Origin of the sequence: Streptomyces sp. NPDC087859, assembly GCF_044742595.1 — a bacterium.
Lineage (GTDB): Bacteria > Actinomycetota > Actinomycetes > Streptomycetales > Streptomycetaceae > Streptomyces > Streptomyces canus_F.
In genome coordinates this window covers 487,040-503,015 of sequence record NZ_JBIUUU010000008.1, presented here as the reverse complement: position 1 = coordinate 503,015, position 15,976 = coordinate 487,040, and the positions used below count along the sequence as shown (strand labels likewise).

The 15,976-nt window shown below is 72.2% G+C and carries 17 protein-coding genes; 9 read left to right on the top strand and 8 right to left on the bottom strand.

Features of this window, described 5'->3' with window-relative positions; all coding sequences use genetic code 11:
- Nucleotides 1-372, top strand: a 372-nt coding sequence (locus ACIOHP_RS22445; RefSeq protein ID WP_401890029.1) for an electron transfer flavoprotein subunit alpha/FixB family protein, incomplete at its 5' end; no start/stop codon positions are given.
- Nucleotides 373-434: 62 nt separating this feature from the next.
- Here ACIOHP_RS22445 and ACIOHP_RS22440 read toward each other — a convergent pair.
- On the bottom strand, nucleotides 435-1,199 hold the full coding sequence (locus tag ACIOHP_RS22440) for an endonuclease/exonuclease/phosphatase family protein (RefSeq protein WP_401890026.1): 765 nt from the start codon (nucleotides 1,197-1,199) through the stop codon (nucleotides 435-437).
- Between ACIOHP_RS22440 and ACIOHP_RS22435 the strand changes: the two genes are divergently transcribed.
- The 3 genes from ACIOHP_RS22435 (at nucleotide 1,198) to ACIOHP_RS22425 (ending at nucleotide 4,775) form a co-directional block, all read left to right on the top strand.
- Nucleotides 1,198-1,332, top strand: coding sequence for a hypothetical protein (locus tag ACIOHP_RS22435; RefSeq protein WP_401890023.1), 135 nt, complete (start codon nucleotides 1,198-1,200; stop codon nucleotides 1,330-1,332). The two genes, ACIOHP_RS22440 and ACIOHP_RS22435, sit on opposite strands and share 2 nt — an antisense overlap.
- A 170-nt stretch (nucleotides 1,333-1,502) precedes the next feature.
- A complete protein-coding gene (locus ACIOHP_RS22430; RefSeq protein ID WP_401890020.1) occupies nucleotides 1,503-2,798 on the top strand; it encodes a DUF6986 family protein in 1,296 nt (431 codons plus the stop codon).
- A gap of 159 nt (nucleotides 2,799-2,957) precedes the next feature.
- Nucleotides 2,958-4,775, top strand: a complete 1,818-nt coding sequence (locus ACIOHP_RS22425) for a serine/threonine-protein kinase (protein WP_401890018.1) — start codon at nucleotides 2,958-2,960, stop codon at nucleotides 4,773-4,775.
- On the opposite strand, the gene ACIOHP_RS22420 is transcribed toward ACIOHP_RS22425, so the two are convergent.
- Together ACIOHP_RS22420 and ACIOHP_RS22415 are read right to left on the bottom strand one after the other, a co-directional pair.
- Nucleotides 4,721-5,458: a hypothetical protein gene (locus ACIOHP_RS22420; RefSeq protein ID WP_401890089.1), complete on the bottom strand. Its 738-nt coding sequence runs from the start codon at nucleotides 5,456-5,458 to the stop codon at nucleotides 4,721-4,723. The two genes, ACIOHP_RS22425 and ACIOHP_RS22420, sit on opposite strands and share 55 nt — an antisense overlap.
- Nucleotides 5,459-5,762: 304 nt before the next feature.
- Nucleotides 5,763-6,812, bottom strand: a complete 1,050-nt coding sequence (locus ACIOHP_RS22415) for a LacI family DNA-binding transcriptional regulator (RefSeq protein ID WP_361557259.1) — start codon at nucleotides 6,810-6,812, stop codon at nucleotides 5,763-5,765.
- 194 nt (nucleotides 6,813-7,006) lie between these two features.
- On the opposite strand from ACIOHP_RS22415, the gene ACIOHP_RS22410 reads away from it, so the two are divergent.
- From ACIOHP_RS22410 to ACIOHP_RS22400, 3 genes are all read left to right on the top strand, one after another.
- Entirely contained in the window at nucleotides 7,007-7,954 is a 948-nt protein-coding gene (locus ACIOHP_RS22410) for an ROK family protein (protein ID WP_401890015.1), read from the top strand.
- 283 nt (nucleotides 7,955-8,237) lie between these two features.
- The gene (locus ACIOHP_RS22405; RefSeq protein ID WP_307034113.1) at nucleotides 8,238-8,423 is read left to right on the top strand and encodes a hypothetical protein; all 186 of its coding nucleotides are present in this window, start codon (nucleotides 8,238-8,240) and stop codon (nucleotides 8,421-8,423) included.
- Nucleotides 8,424-8,561: 138 nt separating this feature from the next.
- A complete protein-coding gene (locus ACIOHP_RS22400) occupies nucleotides 8,562-9,602 on the top strand; it encodes an NUDIX domain-containing protein (RefSeq protein ID WP_361557265.1) in 1,041 nt (346 codons plus the stop codon).
- Here the strand turns inward: ACIOHP_RS22400 and ACIOHP_RS22395 are convergent.
- A complete protein-coding gene (locus ACIOHP_RS22395) occupies nucleotides 9,572-10,633 on the bottom strand; it encodes a protein kinase family protein (RefSeq protein WP_401890011.1) in 1,062 nt (353 codons plus the stop codon). The two genes, ACIOHP_RS22400 and ACIOHP_RS22395, sit on opposite strands and share 31 nt — an antisense overlap.
- 202 nt (nucleotides 10,634-10,835) lie before the next feature.
- Nucleotides 10,836-12,191, bottom strand: a complete 1,356-nt coding sequence (locus tag ACIOHP_RS22390; protein ID WP_361557271.1) for a dipeptidase — start codon at nucleotides 12,189-12,191, stop codon at nucleotides 10,836-10,838.
- Between the two features lie 132 nt (nucleotides 12,192-12,323).
- On the opposite strand from ACIOHP_RS22390, the gene ACIOHP_RS22385 reads away from it, so the two are divergent.
- Nucleotides 12,324-13,562, top strand: a complete 1,239-nt coding sequence (locus tag ACIOHP_RS22385) for a geranylgeranyl reductase family protein (RefSeq protein WP_401890008.1) — start codon at nucleotides 12,324-12,326, stop codon at nucleotides 13,560-13,562.
- On the opposite strand, the gene ACIOHP_RS22380 is transcribed toward ACIOHP_RS22385, so the two are convergent.
- Nucleotides 13,552-14,001 (bottom strand): nitroreductase/quinone reductase family protein, encoded by a 450-nt coding sequence (locus ACIOHP_RS22380; protein WP_351684513.1) that lies wholly within the window; start codon nucleotides 13,999-14,001, stop codon nucleotides 13,552-13,554. The two genes, ACIOHP_RS22385 and ACIOHP_RS22380, sit on opposite strands and share 11 nt — an antisense overlap.
- A gap of 147 nt (nucleotides 14,002-14,148) precedes the next feature.
- Between ACIOHP_RS22380 and ACIOHP_RS22375 the strand changes: the two genes are divergently transcribed.
- On the top strand, nucleotides 14,149-14,886 hold the full coding sequence (locus ACIOHP_RS22375) for a TetR/AcrR family transcriptional regulator (protein WP_401890005.1): 738 nt from the start codon (nucleotides 14,149-14,151) through the stop codon (nucleotides 14,884-14,886).
- Here ACIOHP_RS22375 and ACIOHP_RS22370 read toward each other — a convergent pair.
- On the bottom strand, nucleotides 14,835-15,626 hold the full coding sequence (locus ACIOHP_RS22370; protein ID WP_401890002.1) for a BTAD domain-containing putative transcriptional regulator: 792 nt from the start codon (nucleotides 15,624-15,626) through the stop codon (nucleotides 14,835-14,837). The two genes, ACIOHP_RS22375 and ACIOHP_RS22370, sit on opposite strands and share 52 nt — an antisense overlap.
- Nucleotides 15,627-15,652: 26 nt before the next feature.
- Nucleotides 15,653-15,880: a hypothetical protein gene (locus ACIOHP_RS22365; RefSeq protein ID WP_401890000.1), complete on the bottom strand. Its 228-nt coding sequence runs from the start codon at nucleotides 15,878-15,880 to the stop codon at nucleotides 15,653-15,655.
- Nucleotides 15,881-15,976: the final 96 nt, after the last annotated feature.

Here is a 15,976-nt window from a genome sequence, read left to right as displayed (position 1 = left end):
ACCGAGGCCGCGATCGTGGTCTCCGGTGGCCGCGGCGTCAACGGCGCGGAGAACTTCGCGCTCATCGAGTCCCTGGCCGACTCCCTCGGCGCGGCCGTGGGCGCCTCGCGTGCCGCGGTGGACGCGGGCTGGTACCCGCACACCAACCAGGTCGGCCAGACCGGCAAGAGTGTCTCCCCGCAGCTGTACATCGCCTCCGGTATCTCCGGCGCGATCCAGCACCGGGCCGGTATGCAGACCTCCAAGACGATCGTGGCGATCAACAAGGACGCCGAGGCCCCGATCTTCGACCTCGTCGACTACGGCGTCGTCGGCGACCTCTTCGACGTCGTCCCCGCCCTCACCGAGGAGATCAACACCCGCAAGGGCTGATCGCACTCAGGCGTGACGAGGCCCCCGTGACCGCTCTCCGAGCGGGCCGCGGGGGCCTCCTCTCATGCCAGGGTGAGCGAGGCCTGCACCGGCAGATGATCGCTCGGGAACTGTCCGTCCCGCGCGAAGGTGTTGATCCAGGAGCGGTGGACGGTGGCGCCGGACGTCGCGAGTATCCAGTCGATCCGCTCGCCGCCGGGAGTGAGCGGCTTGTAGCCGTGGAAGGTCGCGTACAGCTCACCGCGCTCGGCCGCGGCGTCCCAGGTGTCGACGAGCCCGGCGCCCAGGAGCGTGTCGTAGGCCTGGTTGTTCCCGGCCGCCGCGTTGAAGTCGCCGGTCACGACGACGGGGGAGGAGCGGGCGAGTTCCGCGACCCGCTCGGCGACGAACGACGCGGAACGCTCACGCGCGTACTGGCTCACATGGTCGAAGTGGGTGTTGAGGACGTGGAACTGGCGCCCGCCACGGGCGCGTTCACGGAACCGGGCCCAGGTGACGATCCGGGGGAGGGCGGCTCCCCAGGTGTTCGAGCCGATGGTCCTGGGTGTGTCGGAGAGCCAGTAGGTGTCGTGCTCGACGGGGGACAGCCGGCGGGTGTCGTAGAAGATCGCCGTGGACTCGTCGTGGCTGCCGCCCTCGCGGCCGGTGCCGATCCAGTCGTAGTGCGGGCCGAGGTCGGTGTGGATGTCCCGCAGTTGCCGGTAGAGACCCTCCTGGGTGCCGATGAGCGTGGGGGACTCGCGGCGCAACAGCTCGCGCATCACCGGGCGGCGGGCAGCCCAGCTGTGGGGTTCGGAGGTGCTCGCGAAGCGCAGATTGAACGTCATGACCTCCATCCGGCGGCTGCCCGACCTGGCCACGGAGGCGGGCATCGAGGCCATCAGCGGCACGGCGACCGCCGCGGCCACCATGGTTCTCAGACCCATGCGGCGCGTCATCCTGTGGGTGTGCGACATGTAATCCCCTCCCGACGGGTCAGGATGAATGCCCGAACCGCAGTGCGAAAGAGGGCGTCTGGAATGACGGGGGTGACTCATGCTGCGGACGGGTGGTTGACCGGCAGGAACTCCACGGATAACTTCGCTCTACGGATTGTTGATTCCGTAGAGCGGAAAATGGGAGGGTGTGGCATGGGTCAGGGCCAGCAGGAGCAGGTGGCGACGAGCCTCGCGGGTGCCGTCAGCGAGGAGATCAGCGCCTCCCTCGCGCCGGTCGACGCCGAGCTGGAGCGCCGCTACCCCGGAGACCCCGGCACCCGCCAGCCCGTCCACACCGTCTACGTACCCGGCGACGCCTTCACCGCCGACACCCTGCGCTCCTGGGGCGACCAGGCCCTCGCCGCCCTCGACGAACACGCCCCGGACGCCGCCTCCTTCGCCGCCGTACTGGGCCTGTCCGGCGAACTCGCCGAGCCGGTGTACTCCCGGGTGCGGGCCAAGCTGGCGCGTGAACCCATCGAGGACCTGCGGGCGGACTTCGAGGACGGCTACCAGGGCAAGGACGAGGACCAGGACGCGGCCCGTGCCGCCCGCCTGATCGCCGAGGCCTACCGGAACGGCACGGCGGCCCCGTACATGGGCATCCGCATGAAGTGCATGGAGACGGCGGTACGCGACCGCGGCATCCGCACCCTGGACATCTTCCTCACCGGCCTCATGGAAGCCGGCGGTCTGCCCGAGGGGCTCGTCCTCACGCTGCCGAAGGTGACGTACGCCGAGCAGGTCACCGCCATGGTGCGCCTCCTCGAGGAGTTCGAGAAGGCGCGCGGCCTCGAGCCCGGCCGGATCGGCTTCGAGATCCAGATCGAGACCAGCCAGTCCATCCTCGCCACCGACGGCACCGCCACGGTCGCCCGTATGATCCAGGCCGCCGAGGGCCGCGCCACCGGTCTGCACTACGGGACCTTCGACTACAGCGCCTGCCTCGGCGTCTCCGCCGCCTACCAGGCCAGCGACCACCCGGCCGCCGACCACGCCAAGGCGATCATGCAGGTCGCGGCCGCGGGAACCGGCGTACGCGTCTGCGACGGCTCCACGAACGTCCTGCCGGTCGGCCCGACCGCGAAGGTCCACGACGCATGGCGCCTGCACTACGGCCTCACCCGCCGCGCCCTGTCGCGCGCCTACTACCAGGGCTGGGACATGCACCCCGGCCACATCCCGACCCGGTACGCCGCCGTCTTCGCCTTCTACCGCGAGGGCTTCGAGCAGGCCGCCGCCCGTCTCGCCCGCTACGCCAACCACACCGGCGGCGACGTCATGGACGAGCCCGCCACCGCCAAGGCCCTCGGCGGCTATCTGCTGCGCGGCCTGGACTGCGGCGCCCTCGACATCGCCGAGGTCGCCCGCCTGACCGGCCTGACCAGGACCGACCTGGAGCGCTTCGCGGCACCCCGGCGCGGCGACCTGACGATCTCCGGCCAGTAGCGGTCCCTCAGGGTGTGGCCATGGCGCTCGGACCGGCCTTTACCGGCCCGGGCTCCGCGTGCGGCGGCCGGCCACAAGTGACGGGTGGCGCCCGAGGAGCCGTTCGTGACGGATTAGTCTGGGCGACACGCACGGACGGGTCACAGGAACGGGGCAACGGTGTCATCGGGGGAGAACGGGCGGACGGACGAGACCGGCCGAGTGCTGGCCGGGCGCTATCGCGTCGTGGCGCAGCTCGGCCGGGGAGGCATGGGCGTGGTCTGGCGGGCCGTCGACGAGGTCCTCGGCCGCGAGGTCGCCGTCAAGGAACTGCGCACCTACACCGACTCCGAGGGCCCCGAGCTCGCCGGCCTGCGGCTGCGCATGCAGCGCGAGGCCCGCGCCGCCGCCCGGGTGCGCCATCCCGGCGTCGTCGCCGTCCATGACGTGACCGAGGTCGACGGCCGCCCCCTGATCGTCATGGAACTGGTGGACGGACCCTCCCTGGACGACGTCCTGCGCGAGCGCGGCACCCTCGACCCGGCCGAGGCGGCCGGGATCGGTGCCGAGGTCATGGACGCGCTGGCGGCCGCCCACCGCGCCGGCGTCCTGCACCGGGACGTGAAGCCCGGCAACATCCTGCTCGACCGGTCGGGGCGCGTCGTCCTCACCGACTTCGGCATCGCGACGATGGAGGACCCGGGCGACGGCTCCGCCACCCACCTCACCCACAGCGGCGAACTCGTCGGCTCCCTCGACTACCTGGCACCCGAACGTGCCCAGGGTGCCGACCCCGGCCCGGCCTCCGACATCTGGGCTCTCGGCGCCACGCTGTACGCCACGGTGGAGGGTTCCTCGCCCTTCCGCCGTACGTCCACCTTCTCCACCCTCACCGCGATCGTCACCGAGCCGCTCCCGGAACCCGCTCGCGCGGGAGCGCTCGGACCCGTGCTCCGGCGGCTGATGGACAAGCGGCCCGAGGGCCGCCCGGAGGCGGAGGAGGCGCGGGAACTGCTGCGGGCGGTCGCGGACGCGGGCGGCACGGACGCACCGACGACGACGCTGCGGGGTACGGCGGGGGCGCCGTCGGCGGACACGGAGCGCGGTGTGCCGTCGGTGCCGCCGGGGTTCGGGCCGGTGACGCCGGTCGCTCCGGCAGGACAGGGCTTCGCGACGGGTGGACCGGGCCCGGAGGGTTTCGGCCCGCCCGGCCAAGGTGCCCCCGCCCCGCAGGGCTACGGTGCCCCCGGCCACCCGGGACCGCCGCCGCACGGCTTCGGGACAGTCGCCCCGGGACCGCCGGACCCGGCTGTCACCGGTCCCGTGGACACCACTCGGTCCTCCCGCCGCAGGGGCCGCGTGCTCCTCGCCGCCGCGGCCGTCACCGTCGTCCTGGCGTCGGCCGGCGTCACCGTCGCCCTGCTGAACAGCGGCGGCGACAAGGAGACCGGCGCGCGACCCACGGCGTCCGCCACCGGCGTCGGAGCCACCTCCTCGGCGAGCGGCCGTGGCGATGCCGTCCGCACGGACGATCCCAAGCCCACCGGGCAGGAGGCCGAGAGGACCCCGACGGCGACCGGGACACCGGGCCGCACGACCGAGAGCACTCCCACGGGCCGGGCCGCCACGCCCTCCCCGACGAAGACCGCGGGCGGTGACGGCGGGGCCCCGGGCGACGGCGGCGCGACGGGCGGCGGTGACGCGACGCCCCCCGCCCCGGCCTGCTTCTCCATCGGCGGCGGCAAGTACAACTGCACGGTCTGGAAGACCGCCGACTCCTACACCGCCTCCGGCACCAAAGTCGGCATCCTCAAAGCGGGCACCAATTACTTCTACTGCCAGCAGAACCTGGGCCGTCGGGTGACGGACGGCGAGTGGACCAACGTCTGGTGGGCCAGGACCGACGACGACAGCGGCAACACGAACGTCTACGTCAGCGACGTCTACGTCAAGGGCGGCGACAACGACGAACCGGTGCCGGGGCTCCCGGTCTGCTGAACCCGCATGTGGCGCTCCAGGCCGGATGAGGTCACCAGCTTCTCCTCCTTGAAGAGCCGCGTGCCCTGCCGGCACAGTCCACGGTCGGCCCGTGCCCGGGCACAGAACTCCTCGGGCGTGACCCCGAACAGCTCCCTCAACCGGGCGGAGCCGACGAGGAGTTCGGTGAGCAGCGCCGGCTGGCCGGGGTGGGTGCGGGGGGCGCCGGTGCCGTCGTGGAGGACGCCGTGGCGGTTGACGTACACGTACACGCCCGGGAGTTGCGTGCCGTCCGCCAGCTCGGTCCGAACCTCGGGGGAGGGCAGCCAGACGCGCCGGTAGTTGCCGTTCGACAGCGGCACTCCCTCGCTCGCGTCGACCACCGCCAACTGCTCCGCGTCGAGCCAGGTCACGAACAACTCCCGTACGGCGGCGGGCGCCTCGACCGGCGAGGCGGACACATACCCCAGCAGGCTCACATGCGCGGAGACGCCGACGTCGATACCCGTGACACGGGTCCGCACCATCGGGATGGGGGAGGTGATCCCGTACTCGGCCATCTTGTGGCGCAGTTGGGCCGGACTGGCATTGGAGCCGACGGCGAGCACGGGAACGCGGTCCTCGTGCACAAGCCGGTCCAGGGGCAGCAGACGGCCCCCGTCCAGGAGCCCGGAGTCGGCCGGCCAGGCACCCGGATAGAGCAGCGGATGATCACGCGGCGCCTCGGCCAGCCCCAGAGCCTCCAGGGTGTGGGCATCCGGGGCGGGGCCGGAGTCGCGTACGCCGCTCCGGCGGTCGGCCGCGAGCACAGACGGCTGCGCGGGGGTCTCCGACGCCGACCCCGGCTGTGACGGACCGCCCGCGTATCCGTCCGGAGCCGGCTCGGGCTGCCGTGGATCGCCTTCCGACGTCCTGGGCGCCGGAGTCGGCTGAGACGGACCGCTCGCGTGACCGTCCGGGACCTGTTCGGGGTGAGCTGCCTCGTGTGTGCGTTCCTCCACCGGCCGCTCAGTCCGCCGGCGGCAGTTCGCCCGAGCCGCGGGTGATCAGGCGGGTGGGCAGCTCGATGCGTTCCGGGACGAGCAGGGTGCCGTCGAGCTGGCGGAAGAGGCGCTCGGCGGCGGTGCGGCCGAGGGCCGCCGCGTCCTGGGCCACGACGGTGACGCCCGGCTGGAGCAGGTCGGCGAGCTCGATGTCGTCGAAGCCGACCAGGGCGACGCGGCGCGGATGCTCGGCGAGGACGCGGATCACGGTGACCGTCACCCGGTTGTTGCCCGCGAAGACCGCGGTGACCGGCGTCGGTCCGGAGAGCATCTGCTCGGCCGCCCGGCGCACCCGCTCGGGGTCCGTGACGCCGAGGGACATCCAGGCGTCCTCGACCGGTATGCCCGCGTCCTCCATGGCGGCCCGGTAGCCGCGCAGCCGCTCGGCGGCGGTGTGGATGCGGGGCATGTCGCCGATGAAGCCGATCCGGCGGTGCCCGTGGGCGATGAGGTGGGCGACGCCGTCGCGGGCGCCGCCGAAGTTGTCGGAGAGGACGACGTCGGCGTCGATCTGGCCGGCCGGACGGTCCACGAACACCGTGGCGACGCCCGCCTTCAGCTCGGGCTCCAGATACCGGTGGTCGTCACCGGCCGGGATGACCACCAGACCGTCCACGCGCCGCGCGCACAGCGCCAGGACCAACTCCTGCTCACGGTCCGGGTCCTCCGCGCTGGAGCCGTTGATCAGCAGGGCGCCGTGGGCACGGGCCACCTCCTCGACGGAACGGCTCAGCGGACCGTAGAAGGGGTCCGCGAGGTCCTCCAGGACCAGCCCGATGCTGGCGGTGCTGCCCTTGCGCAGCACCCGCGCGCTGTCGTTGCGGCGGAAGCCGAGCGCGTCGATGGCCTCCTGGACCCGGCGCTCGGTCTCCGGCGTGACGCCCGGCTCGCCGTTGACCACACGGGAGACCGTCTTGAGCCCGACCCCGGCGCGCGCGGCCACGTCCTTCATCGTCGGACGGTTGCCGTAACGCGAGGCGGAGAGGCGGTCTGCGCGGCGGGTGGAGTCGGGCACGATGCGGCGTCCTGTTCCTGTCGTCCGAGAAAGGTGCGGCGGCCATGATTTTGTATGAGGATGTGGCGTCGAGCATAGAGCCTGGACAACGTTGTCAGATGCAGGGGACACTGTCCACCGCAATCTCCGGTTCCGTGCCCCCACCCCGGGATCGGCCCACACTTGCTCATGGTTGACCGGGAGATCACACACTGATGCACACCGACCTCGTGGCCGCGCTCGACATCGGCGGCACCAAGATCGCCGGAGCGCTGGTCGACGACCAGGGCCGGATCCTGGTGCGAGCCCAGCGCGCCACGCCCGCCAAGGAGGACGGCGAGACCGTGATGGGGGCCGTCGAGGAGGTGCTCGGCGAGCTCATCGCGTCGCCGCTGTGGGGACGCGCCTCCGCCCTCGGCATCGGCAGTGCGGGACCCGTGGACGCCTCCGCGGGCACCGTGAGCCCGGTGAACGTGCCCGGCTGGCGTGACTATCCGCTGGTCCGGCGGGTCCGGGAGGCGACCGGCGGACTGCCCGTCGAGCTGATCGGCGACGGCGTGGCGATCACCGCGGCCGAGCACTGGCAGGGCGCGGCCCGAGGCCATGACAACGCGCTGTGCATGGTCGTCTCGACGGGTGTCGGCGGCGGTCTGGTCCTCAACGGCCGTCTGCACCCCGGTCCTACGGGCAACGCGGGCCACATCGGCCACATCAGCGTGGACGTCGACGGCGACCCGTGCGCCTGCGGTTCGCGCGGCTGTGTGGAGCGCATCGCGAGCGGTCCGAACATCGCTCGCCGCGCTGTCGAGAACGGCTGGCGCCCCGGCCCTGACGGCGACACCTCCGCGGCGGCGGTGGCCTCCGCCGCCCGGGCCGGCGACCCGGTCGCGGTGGCCTCCTTCGCACGGGCCGCGCAGGCGCTCGCCGCCGGCATCGCCGCCACCGCGACACTCGTCGAGATCGACATCGCCGTGATCGGCGGCGGCGTGGGCAAGGCGGGCGACGTCCTCTTCACGCCGCTGCGCAAGGCCCTGACCGACTACGCCACCCTGTCCTTCGTGCAGCGACTGGCCGTCACACCGGCCCAGATGGGCACCGACGCGGGTCTGGTGGGTGCGGCGGCGGCCGCGCTGGCGAAGCGGACGGACGTGGCCCCGGTCTGACCGGTCCTCGGCAGGAACGTTCACTCGGTGGCCGGCCCCGACGGACGACGTCGGGGCCGGCCACCGAGTGCGTTCAACAGGCCGGCGAGTGCAGCCGCTGGGCACGATGCCCGGAGAGCGGTCCGACAGCGGGCTGATGCCCGGCGGGGAGTGAGATCCGGCAGGACACGCGTGCCCGGGCCCAGGCGTCACCGCGCGCCGGACCCGGGCACGCGCGTACGTCTGCCGGCCGCTTTCGGCGGTGTTCCCGTGACTCCGGGTCGCCCGCGCCGTTGATCAGGGCATGAAGAAGCGCACCATGCTCGCCATCGCCACCATGGCCACCGGTTTCGTCGTCGCCGCGGTCACCCCGTCGCACGCGCTCGGGGACGACCTGCCCGACCTGGACAAGACCGTCAGCACGCTCGGCGACACGATCGCCAGCGACAGCCTCTCCGTCGACGACACCGCCCTCGGGCAGAACGGCTGAGGCCGACCGGACGACGGCGCCGGTGCCCCTCGCGTCAGGGGGCGCCGGCGCCGTCGTATGCGCCCCCTCAACTGGGGCTGGTTTCCGTGGCAGGGTGAAGCGGGCAAGCCTCAGGGGGCCAACAGAAGAGGGGGAACCGTGATCGTCTGGATCAACGGTGCGTTCGGTGCGGGGAAGACCACCACCGCACGAGAACTGATCGAACTGATCCCGAACAGCACGCTCTTCGACCCCGAGGTCATCGGCGGAGCGCTGACGCACCTGCTCCCGCCCAAGCACCTCGCCGAGGTCGGCGACTTCCAGGACCTGCCGATCTGGCGACGTCTCGTGATCGACACGGCCGCCGCCATGCTGGCCGAACTCGGCGGGACCCTCGTGGTCCCCATGACCCTGCTGCGCCAGGAGTACCGCGATGAGATCTTCGGTGGCCTCGCCGCCCGCCGGATCACGGTCCGGCACCTCCTTCTCGCTCCGGCCGAAACGATCCTGCGGGAGCGAATAGCCGGGCGGGAACTCCCGCCCGATCTCCCCGACGGCGATATACGGATACGGCAGTGGTCGTACGACCACATCGAGCCGTACCGCACCGCCCTCGCCTCCTGGCTGACCGCCGACGCCCACCCCGTCGACAACGGTGCCCTCACCCCGTACGAGACCGCCGTCCGTATCGCGGAGGCGGTCGGATCCGGTTCCGTACCCGTCTGCGACATCGTGCAGACCCCCGAACCGACCGCCGAGACCCTCGCCGCCGGAGTCCTTCTCTTCGACGAGCAGGACCGGGTGCTGCTCGTCGACCCCACCTACAAGGCCGGCTGGGAGTTCCCCGGCGGCGTCGTCGAACCCGGTGAGGCCCCCGCGCGGGCCGGTATCCGCGAGGTCGCCGAGGAGACCGGGATACGGCTGGAGGAGGTACCGCGGCTCCTCGTCGTCGACTGGGAACAACCCCGGCCGCCCGGCTACGGCGGTCTGCGCCTCCTCTTCGACGGCGGCCGCCTCGACGCCGCGCGGGCGGGCCGGGTGCTGCTGCCCGGGCCCGAACTGCGGGACTGGCGCTTCGTCACCGAACAGGAGGCCGCCGACCTGCTGCCACCCGTCCGCTACGAGCGGTTGCGGTGGGCGCTGCGGGCCCGGGAACGCGGAGCGGCGCTCTATCTGGAGGCGGGCATTCCGACGGCCTGAGCGGCGGAGTTCAGCGCCTCGTCCGGATAGGCGGTCAGCCTGCTCTCCTCGCACAGCCGACGCACGAAGTCGTCCATCACCGCCGTCGGTCGGGCATAGCGGGTGATGATGTCGGCCGCGGCCCGGGGGATCCCGCCCTCGGGCCGCGCGCCGTCGGCCCACGCGCGGATGAAGGCGGCCCGCTCCTGCCCGCGATGCCCGTAGAGGGCGGTGACGAGCCAGATCACCAGGTGTCTGGTGGCGTAGTCGCGGTCGTAGTGCCGATGCCGGTCGAAGAAGGCGCGCTCCTGCGCGGTGAGGCGGAAGTGGGTGGAGAGGGAGAGCCCGTAGTCGGCGAGATACAACCGCCGGCCGTCGGTGAGGATGTTCTGGAAGTGGGCGTCGAAGTGCAGGAGCTCGCTGCCGCCGAGGAAGCCGGTGAGATCGCCGAGCCGCCGTTCCACCAAGGCGCACGCGGCGTCGGCGTCGTCCGTGCGCAACCGGGCGTCGAACCAGTCGTGGAGGGTGTGCGGGACGTACTCCAGGAACAGTGCCAGGCTCGCGGACGCCGTCCGCAGCCCGTCGAGGCGCTCGCGCACCGCCCGGCTGCCGCCCCAGTAGCTGACGACACTTTCCACGTCCGCGAGTTGGGCGGGGAGGGGCCGCGGGGTGTCGGGCAGGACCCGCCAGTGGTGCATCAGCGGGAAGCCTGGGAAGCGGTCGGCCAGAACCCAGTTGGTCGTCATCGTGTGGACGGCGAGTTCCCGCCACGCGCCCAGCCCCGGGCTGCCGATGCCGTAGTGGAAGTACGGCGGCAGCCGGAAGAGGTTCGCTGTGGACCGGACGTTCTCCGGTCGGCGTTCGAGGTCGGTGAGCGGAACCCGCTTCACGAAGACCCGTCTGCCGTCCACCTCGACAAGTGCCGCGCGTCCGCCGATTCCGGTGCTGAGCGGCGACCCGGATTCCACCAGCTCCTTGAGCTCGGTGTCGCTGAGAAGCGCGAGGGACGTGGCGGTGTCGGCATGGGCGGTGCGGCGCTCGGTGCGGGACATGGACTCATCCTCGGCCGGGAGCCGTTGATGAGTCCGCCGATCTCCGTCGCGCCGCCGAGGCTTGGCCGATCACCGGATCCCCGTGGCCGAAACGGGCCACCCCGCGCCGAGCGCCGACGCCGAGGAGAGGGACAGGCCTGGCCGACGGCCGCGGAAAGGCCCCCGTCCGTGGACGAGGGCCTTCTGGTGACGGCGGAGTCGGTCAGCCCGCCGCGTAGTTGCGCAGGAACAGTGCCTCGGCGACCGAGAGGCGCTCCAGTTCCTGCGGGGAGACGCTCTCGTTCACCGCGTGGATCTGCGCCTCCGGCTCGCTCAGGCCGATGAGGAGGATCTCCGCGTGCGGGTAGAGGGCGGCGAGGGTGTTGCACAGGGGGATCGAGCCGCCCTGGCCCGCGTACTGCATCTCCTGGCCCGGGTAGGCGACCGACATGGCCTCGGCCATCGCCGCGTACGCCGGACTGGTCGTGTCGGCGCTGAAGGCCTGGCCCTGGCCCGTCTGCTCGGTGCGGACCCGGGCGCCCCACGGGGTGTGCGCCTCCAGGTGGGCCTGGAGCAGCTTGGTCGCCTCGGCGGCGTCGACGCCCGGCGGCACCCGCAGGCTGACCAGGGCGCGGGCGCTGGCCTGCACGGACGGGGTGGCGCCGACGACCGGCGGGCAGTCGATGCCGAGGACCGTGACGGCGGGGCGCGCCCAGATGCGGTCGGCGACCGTGCCGGAGCCGATCAGCTCGACGCCGTCCAGGACCTTCGCGTCCTCGCGGAACTGCCGCTCGTCGTACTGCAGGCCGTCCCATCCGGTCTCGGGGGCCAGGCCGTCGACCGTCGTCGAACCGTCCTCGGCGCGCAGCGAGTCCAGTACGCGGATCAGCGCGGCCAGCGCGTCGGGCGCCGCGCCGCCGAACTGGCCCGAGTGCAGGTTGCCCTGGAGCGTGTCGACCTGCACGCGGAGCATGGTCATGCCGCGCAGGGTGGAGGTGACCGTCGGCAGACCGACCCGGAAGTTGCCCGCGTCGCCGATGACGATGGTGTCGGCCTCCAGGAGGTCCGGGTGCTCCTCGGCGTACCGCTCCAGACCGCCCGTGCCCATCTCCTCGGAGCCCTCGGCGATCACCTTGACGTGCACCGGCACGCCGCCGTTCGCCTTGAGGGCGCGCAGGGCGAGCAGGTGCATGATCACGCCGCCCTTGCAGTCGGCGGCACCGCGTCCGTACCAGCGGCCGTCGCGCTCGGTCAGCTCGAACGGCGGAGTGGTCCAGGCGGCCTCGTCCAGCGGCGGCTGCACGTCGTAGTGCGCGTAGAGCAGGACCGTCTTCGCGCCCGCGGGACCGGGCAGGTAGCCGTAGACCGACTGGGTGCCGTCCGGGGTGTCGAGCAGGGCCACGTCCTGGAAGCCCTCGGCGTCGAGCGCGTCGGCGACCCAGCGGGCGGCACCCTCGCTCTCGCTCCTGGGGAACTGGTCGAAGTCCGCCACCGACCTGAATGCCACCAGTTCGGTGAGCTCCGCCCGCGCCCTGGGCATCAGCGAGGCGACGGTCTCGGCGACCGGATTCGACGACATGGGCACGCTCCTTGTAGGTGCGACGTTGTACATGTGGGTTTGGAGATCCTCCCACAGTGGCCTGCGACGATGACGGTCGTAGGATGCGGGGGGCAGGTGCGGCAACGGGCTTGATCGGAGCAGTAGACCATCGTGACCAGCGAGAACTCTTCGGCGGACGACGCGCAGCAGGTGTGGGACGTCGTCGTGGTGGGTGCGGGGCCGGCAGGGGCCTCGGCCGCGTACGCGGCAGCGGTGGCCGGCCGGCGTGTGTTGTTGCTGGAGAAGGCGGAACTGCCCCGCTACAAGACATGCGGCGGCGGCATCATCGGTCCCTCGCGCGACTCCCTGCCGCCCGGCTTCGAGCTGCCGCTGCGGGACCGGGTGCACGCGGTGACCTTCTCCCACAACGGCCGCTTCACCCGGACGCGCCGCTCCAAGCAGATGCTGTTCGGGCTGATCAACCGGCCCGAGTTCGACCACCAGCTCGTCGAGCACGCGCAGAAGGCCGGCGCCGAGCTGCGCACGGGCGTCGCCGTCCAGCGGGTCGAGCAGCACGGCACGTCGGTGCCGGACCGGCGTACCGTCGCCGTGGTCCTGCAGGGCGGCGAGACGGTGCTCGCGCGGGCGGTCGTGGGCGCGGACGGCAGCGCCAGCCGTATAGGAGCACATGTCGGGGTGAAGCTCGACCAGGTGGATCTGGGCCTCGAGGCGGAGATCCCGGTGCCGGAGACCGTCGCCGAGGACTGGCAGGGGCGGGTGCTCATCGACTGGGGGCCGATGCCCGGCAGTTACGGCTGGGTCTTCCCCAAGGGCGACACCCTCACGGTCGGGGTGATCTCGGCGCGCGGTGAAGGGGCCGCGACCAAGCGGTACTTGGAGGAGTTCATCGGGCGGCTCGGGCTCGCCGGGTTCGAGCCGAGCATCTCCTCCGGTCACCTGACGCGCTGCCGGGCCGACGACTCGCCGCTGTCCCGCGGCCGGGTGCTGGTGTGCGGGGACGCGGCGGGACTCCTGGAGCCGTGGACGCGCGAGGGCATCTCGTTCGCGCTGCGTTCGGGGCGGCTCGCGGGGGAGTGGGCGGTGCGGATCGCCGAGGCGCACGACGCCGTGGACACCCGGCGTCAGGCCCTCAACTACGCGTTCGCCATCAAGGCGGGGCTGGGCGTGGAGATGAGCGTCGGCAAGCGGCTGCTGATGGCGTTCGAGCGCCGCCCCGGCGTCTTCCACGCGGCGCTGACCGGGTTCCGGCCGGCCTGGAGGGCGTTCATGGAGATCACCCGCGGGTCCACGACGCTCGGTGAGCTCGTCCGCGGCCGTCCCATGGCCCAGCGTCTTCTGGCCACGCTGGACCGTCGGCAGGTGGCGGACGGCGACGAGGTCACTTCCTGACGGTGATCCGGAAGACGGGGTGGTCCTGGGCCGCCGCGACGATCTCCTCGTCGGAGGACTTCGCGGTGACCCCCTGGAAGTACTGGTTGACCTCCCAGCCCCACTTCTCCAGGTAGGTCCGCAGGATCGGGAGCTTCTCCGTGTCGGGCAGCTCCACCGCGGTGAACTCGCGGACCTTGCGGCCGACCCGCAGCTCCCCGCCGCCGGCCACCCGCATGTTGCGCACCCACTGGGAGTGGCCGCGGGCCGAGACCAGGTACTGCTCGCCCTCGTACGTGTGCGGGTTGACCGGGATGCGCTGCATCTTGCCGCTCTTGCGGCCGCGCACCGACATCTCCGCCATTCCCGCCAGGCTGAGGCCGTGCCGGGCCAGCCAGCCGAAGACGCTGTTGAAGCGGACGTTGAGCGGGCTGCCCTTGAGGTAGTACGGCTGCGACATGGTGACCCCCATCGGATGGAGAGCGGTGCTCTCGCTGTGTCCTCAGTCTGCGTCAGAACAGTGCTCCAAAGCAAGAGCAGTGCTCTCTTTTTTGTTCGGTGCTCTCGTTTGTGTGCACTGCTCTGTGTTCGTGGGACACTGGCCCCCATGAGCACCGCACACGGCGCCCGTGCCCGGGCCAGGATCGAAGTCACCGCGGCCATCAAGGACGCGGCGCGCAGACAGCTCGCCGCCGACGGCGCCGCGAAGCTCTCGCTGCGGGCCATCGCACGCGAACTCGGCATGGTCTCGTCCGCGCTCTACCGGTACTTCCCGAGCCGTGACGACCTGCTCACCGACCTCATCATCGACGCCTACAACTCCCTCGGCGAGAGTGCGGAGGCGGCGCACGAAAAAGCCGCGGCCACCGGGCCGGCCGAGCGGTGGACCGCGGTGTGCGAGGCGGTCCGCGGCTGGGGACTGCGGCATCCGCACGAGTACGCGCTGATCTACGGCTCACCGGTGCCCGGCTACACCGCGCCCGACACCACCGTCCCGGCCGCCTCCCGCGTCGGCCTCGTCCTCATCGGCATCGTGCGCGACGCTCACCGGGGGGCCACCCTGACCGAGTCCCCGCTCTCCGCCGAACTGCGCCCCGAAGCCGAGCGGATGGCCGCCGACCTCGCCCCGGACCTGCCGCCCGGGTCGGTGGCGGCGCTCGTCGCGGCCTGGGCCCAGCTGTTCGGACTGGTGGGCTTCGAGCTGTTCGGGCAGTTCCACCGGGTCGTCGAGGACCGCGACACGTTCTTCCGGCAGGCCGCGACGCGACTCGCCCACGGGGTGGGGCTGGTGACTCAGCCGACCGGTACGGCGGGTGAGGGCGAGGGCAGCAGCTCCGGGTCCTGACGCAGCACCCGCGCATGCAGGGACCGCAACGCCGGTCCCGGGTCCGCCCCCATCGCCTCCGCGAGCCGCTGCCGGGCCCCCTCGTAGGCGCTGAGCGCGTCGGAGGGGCGGCCGAGACGGCACAGGGCCAGCATCAGCAGCTCGGCCAGTCGCTCGCGCAACGGGTACGTCGCCACGAGGCGGACCAGCTCGTGGACGTACTCGAAGGAACGGCCGAGCGCGATCTCGCCCTCCAGCCGTGCCTCCAGGACGGTGAGCCGCTTCTCGGCCCAGCGCAGCCGCTCCGCCGCCAGCCAGGGTGCCCGCAGGCCCTCCGCGAAGTCGCCGCGCCACAACTCCTCGGCCCGGCGGGCCAGTTCGACCGCCCCCCGCACGTCACCGGTGTCCCGCGCGGTGAGCGCCTCGTCCACCAGGAGCCGCCGTTCGGCCAGGTCGCCGATGACGGTGCCGGTCAGCCGGTACCCCGTGCCGGTCCACTCCAGCAGCACACCGTCCCCGAGCGCGCGGCGCAGCCCGGAGACGTACTTCTGCACGAGGTTGCGCACATGCACCGGCGGCGCCCCGCCCCACACCGCCTCGACCAGCCCGTCGTACGACAGGGACCGCCCCTCCTGGAGCAACAGCACGGCGAGAACCGCGCGCTGCTTCGGCGGGCCCAGCGGGATCTCGGCGCCGTCGCACAACGCCCGTAGCGGGCCCAGCAGTTCGAAGCGCACGGTCCCGGCAGTCCCCTCACCCATGCGTCGAGCCTAACGCCGCCCGGGCCTCATTCCGGGATGACCAGACCCCGCGCGCGCAGCTGAGGCAGGCAGATCTTCAGGCAGGACTCGACGGAGACGGCGTCCGTGCGCACGAGCAGGTCCTCGTGGAACGGGGTTCCGTTCGCGACGAACGTCCACGGCTTGACGCCGTCGCGCATCCGTTCGGCATCGGCCTTGAACAGGACCGTGACCCCCTGTTCGGCCAACGCCTCCATGATCCGAACGATGTCCACCGCAGCTCTCCCGTACCCGTCGTCGACCAGGGGCAAAGCTACCCCTTCGCCGTCTTCCAGCGGATCTTCCAGCGGCCCTTCCAGCGAGCGGGCGGA

Coding starts and splice junctions, on each gene's coding strand:
- ACIOHP_RS22435 (WP_401890023.1), top strand. CDS start 1,198: ATGACCTCCATCCGGCGGCTGCCCGACCTGGCCACGGAGGCGGGCATC.
- ACIOHP_RS22440 (WP_401890026.1), bottom strand. CDS start 1,199: ATGACGTTCAATCTGCGCTTCGCGAGCACCTCCGAACCCCACAGCTGG.
- ACIOHP_RS22430 (WP_401890020.1), top strand. CDS start 1,503: ATGGGTCAGGGCCAGCAGGAGCAGGTGGCGACGAGCCTCGCGGGTGCC.
- ACIOHP_RS22410 (WP_401890015.1), top strand. CDS start 7,007: ATGCACACCGACCTCGTGGCCGCGCTCGACATCGGCGGCACCAAGATC.
- ACIOHP_RS22405 (WP_307034113.1), top strand. CDS start 8,238: ATGAAGAAGCGCACCATGCTCGCCATCGCCACCATGGCCACCGGTTTC.
- ACIOHP_RS22395 (WP_401890011.1), bottom strand. CDS start 10,633: ATGTCCCGCACCGAGCGCCGCACCGCCCATGCCGACACCGCCACGTCC.
- ACIOHP_RS22390 (WP_361557271.1), bottom strand. CDS start 12,191: ATGTCGTCGAATCCGGTCGCCGAGACCGTCGCCTCGCTGATGCCCAGG.
- ACIOHP_RS22380 (WP_351684513.1), bottom strand. CDS start 14,001: ATGTCGCAGCCGTACTACCTCAAGGGCAGCCCGCTCAACGTCCGCTTC.
- ACIOHP_RS22375 (WP_401890005.1), top strand. CDS start 14,149: ATGAGCACCGCACACGGCGCCCGTGCCCGGGCCAGGATCGAAGTCACC.
- ACIOHP_RS22370 (WP_401890002.1), bottom strand. CDS start 15,626: ATGGGTGAGGGGACTGCCGGGACCGTGCGCTTCGAACTGCTGGGCCCG.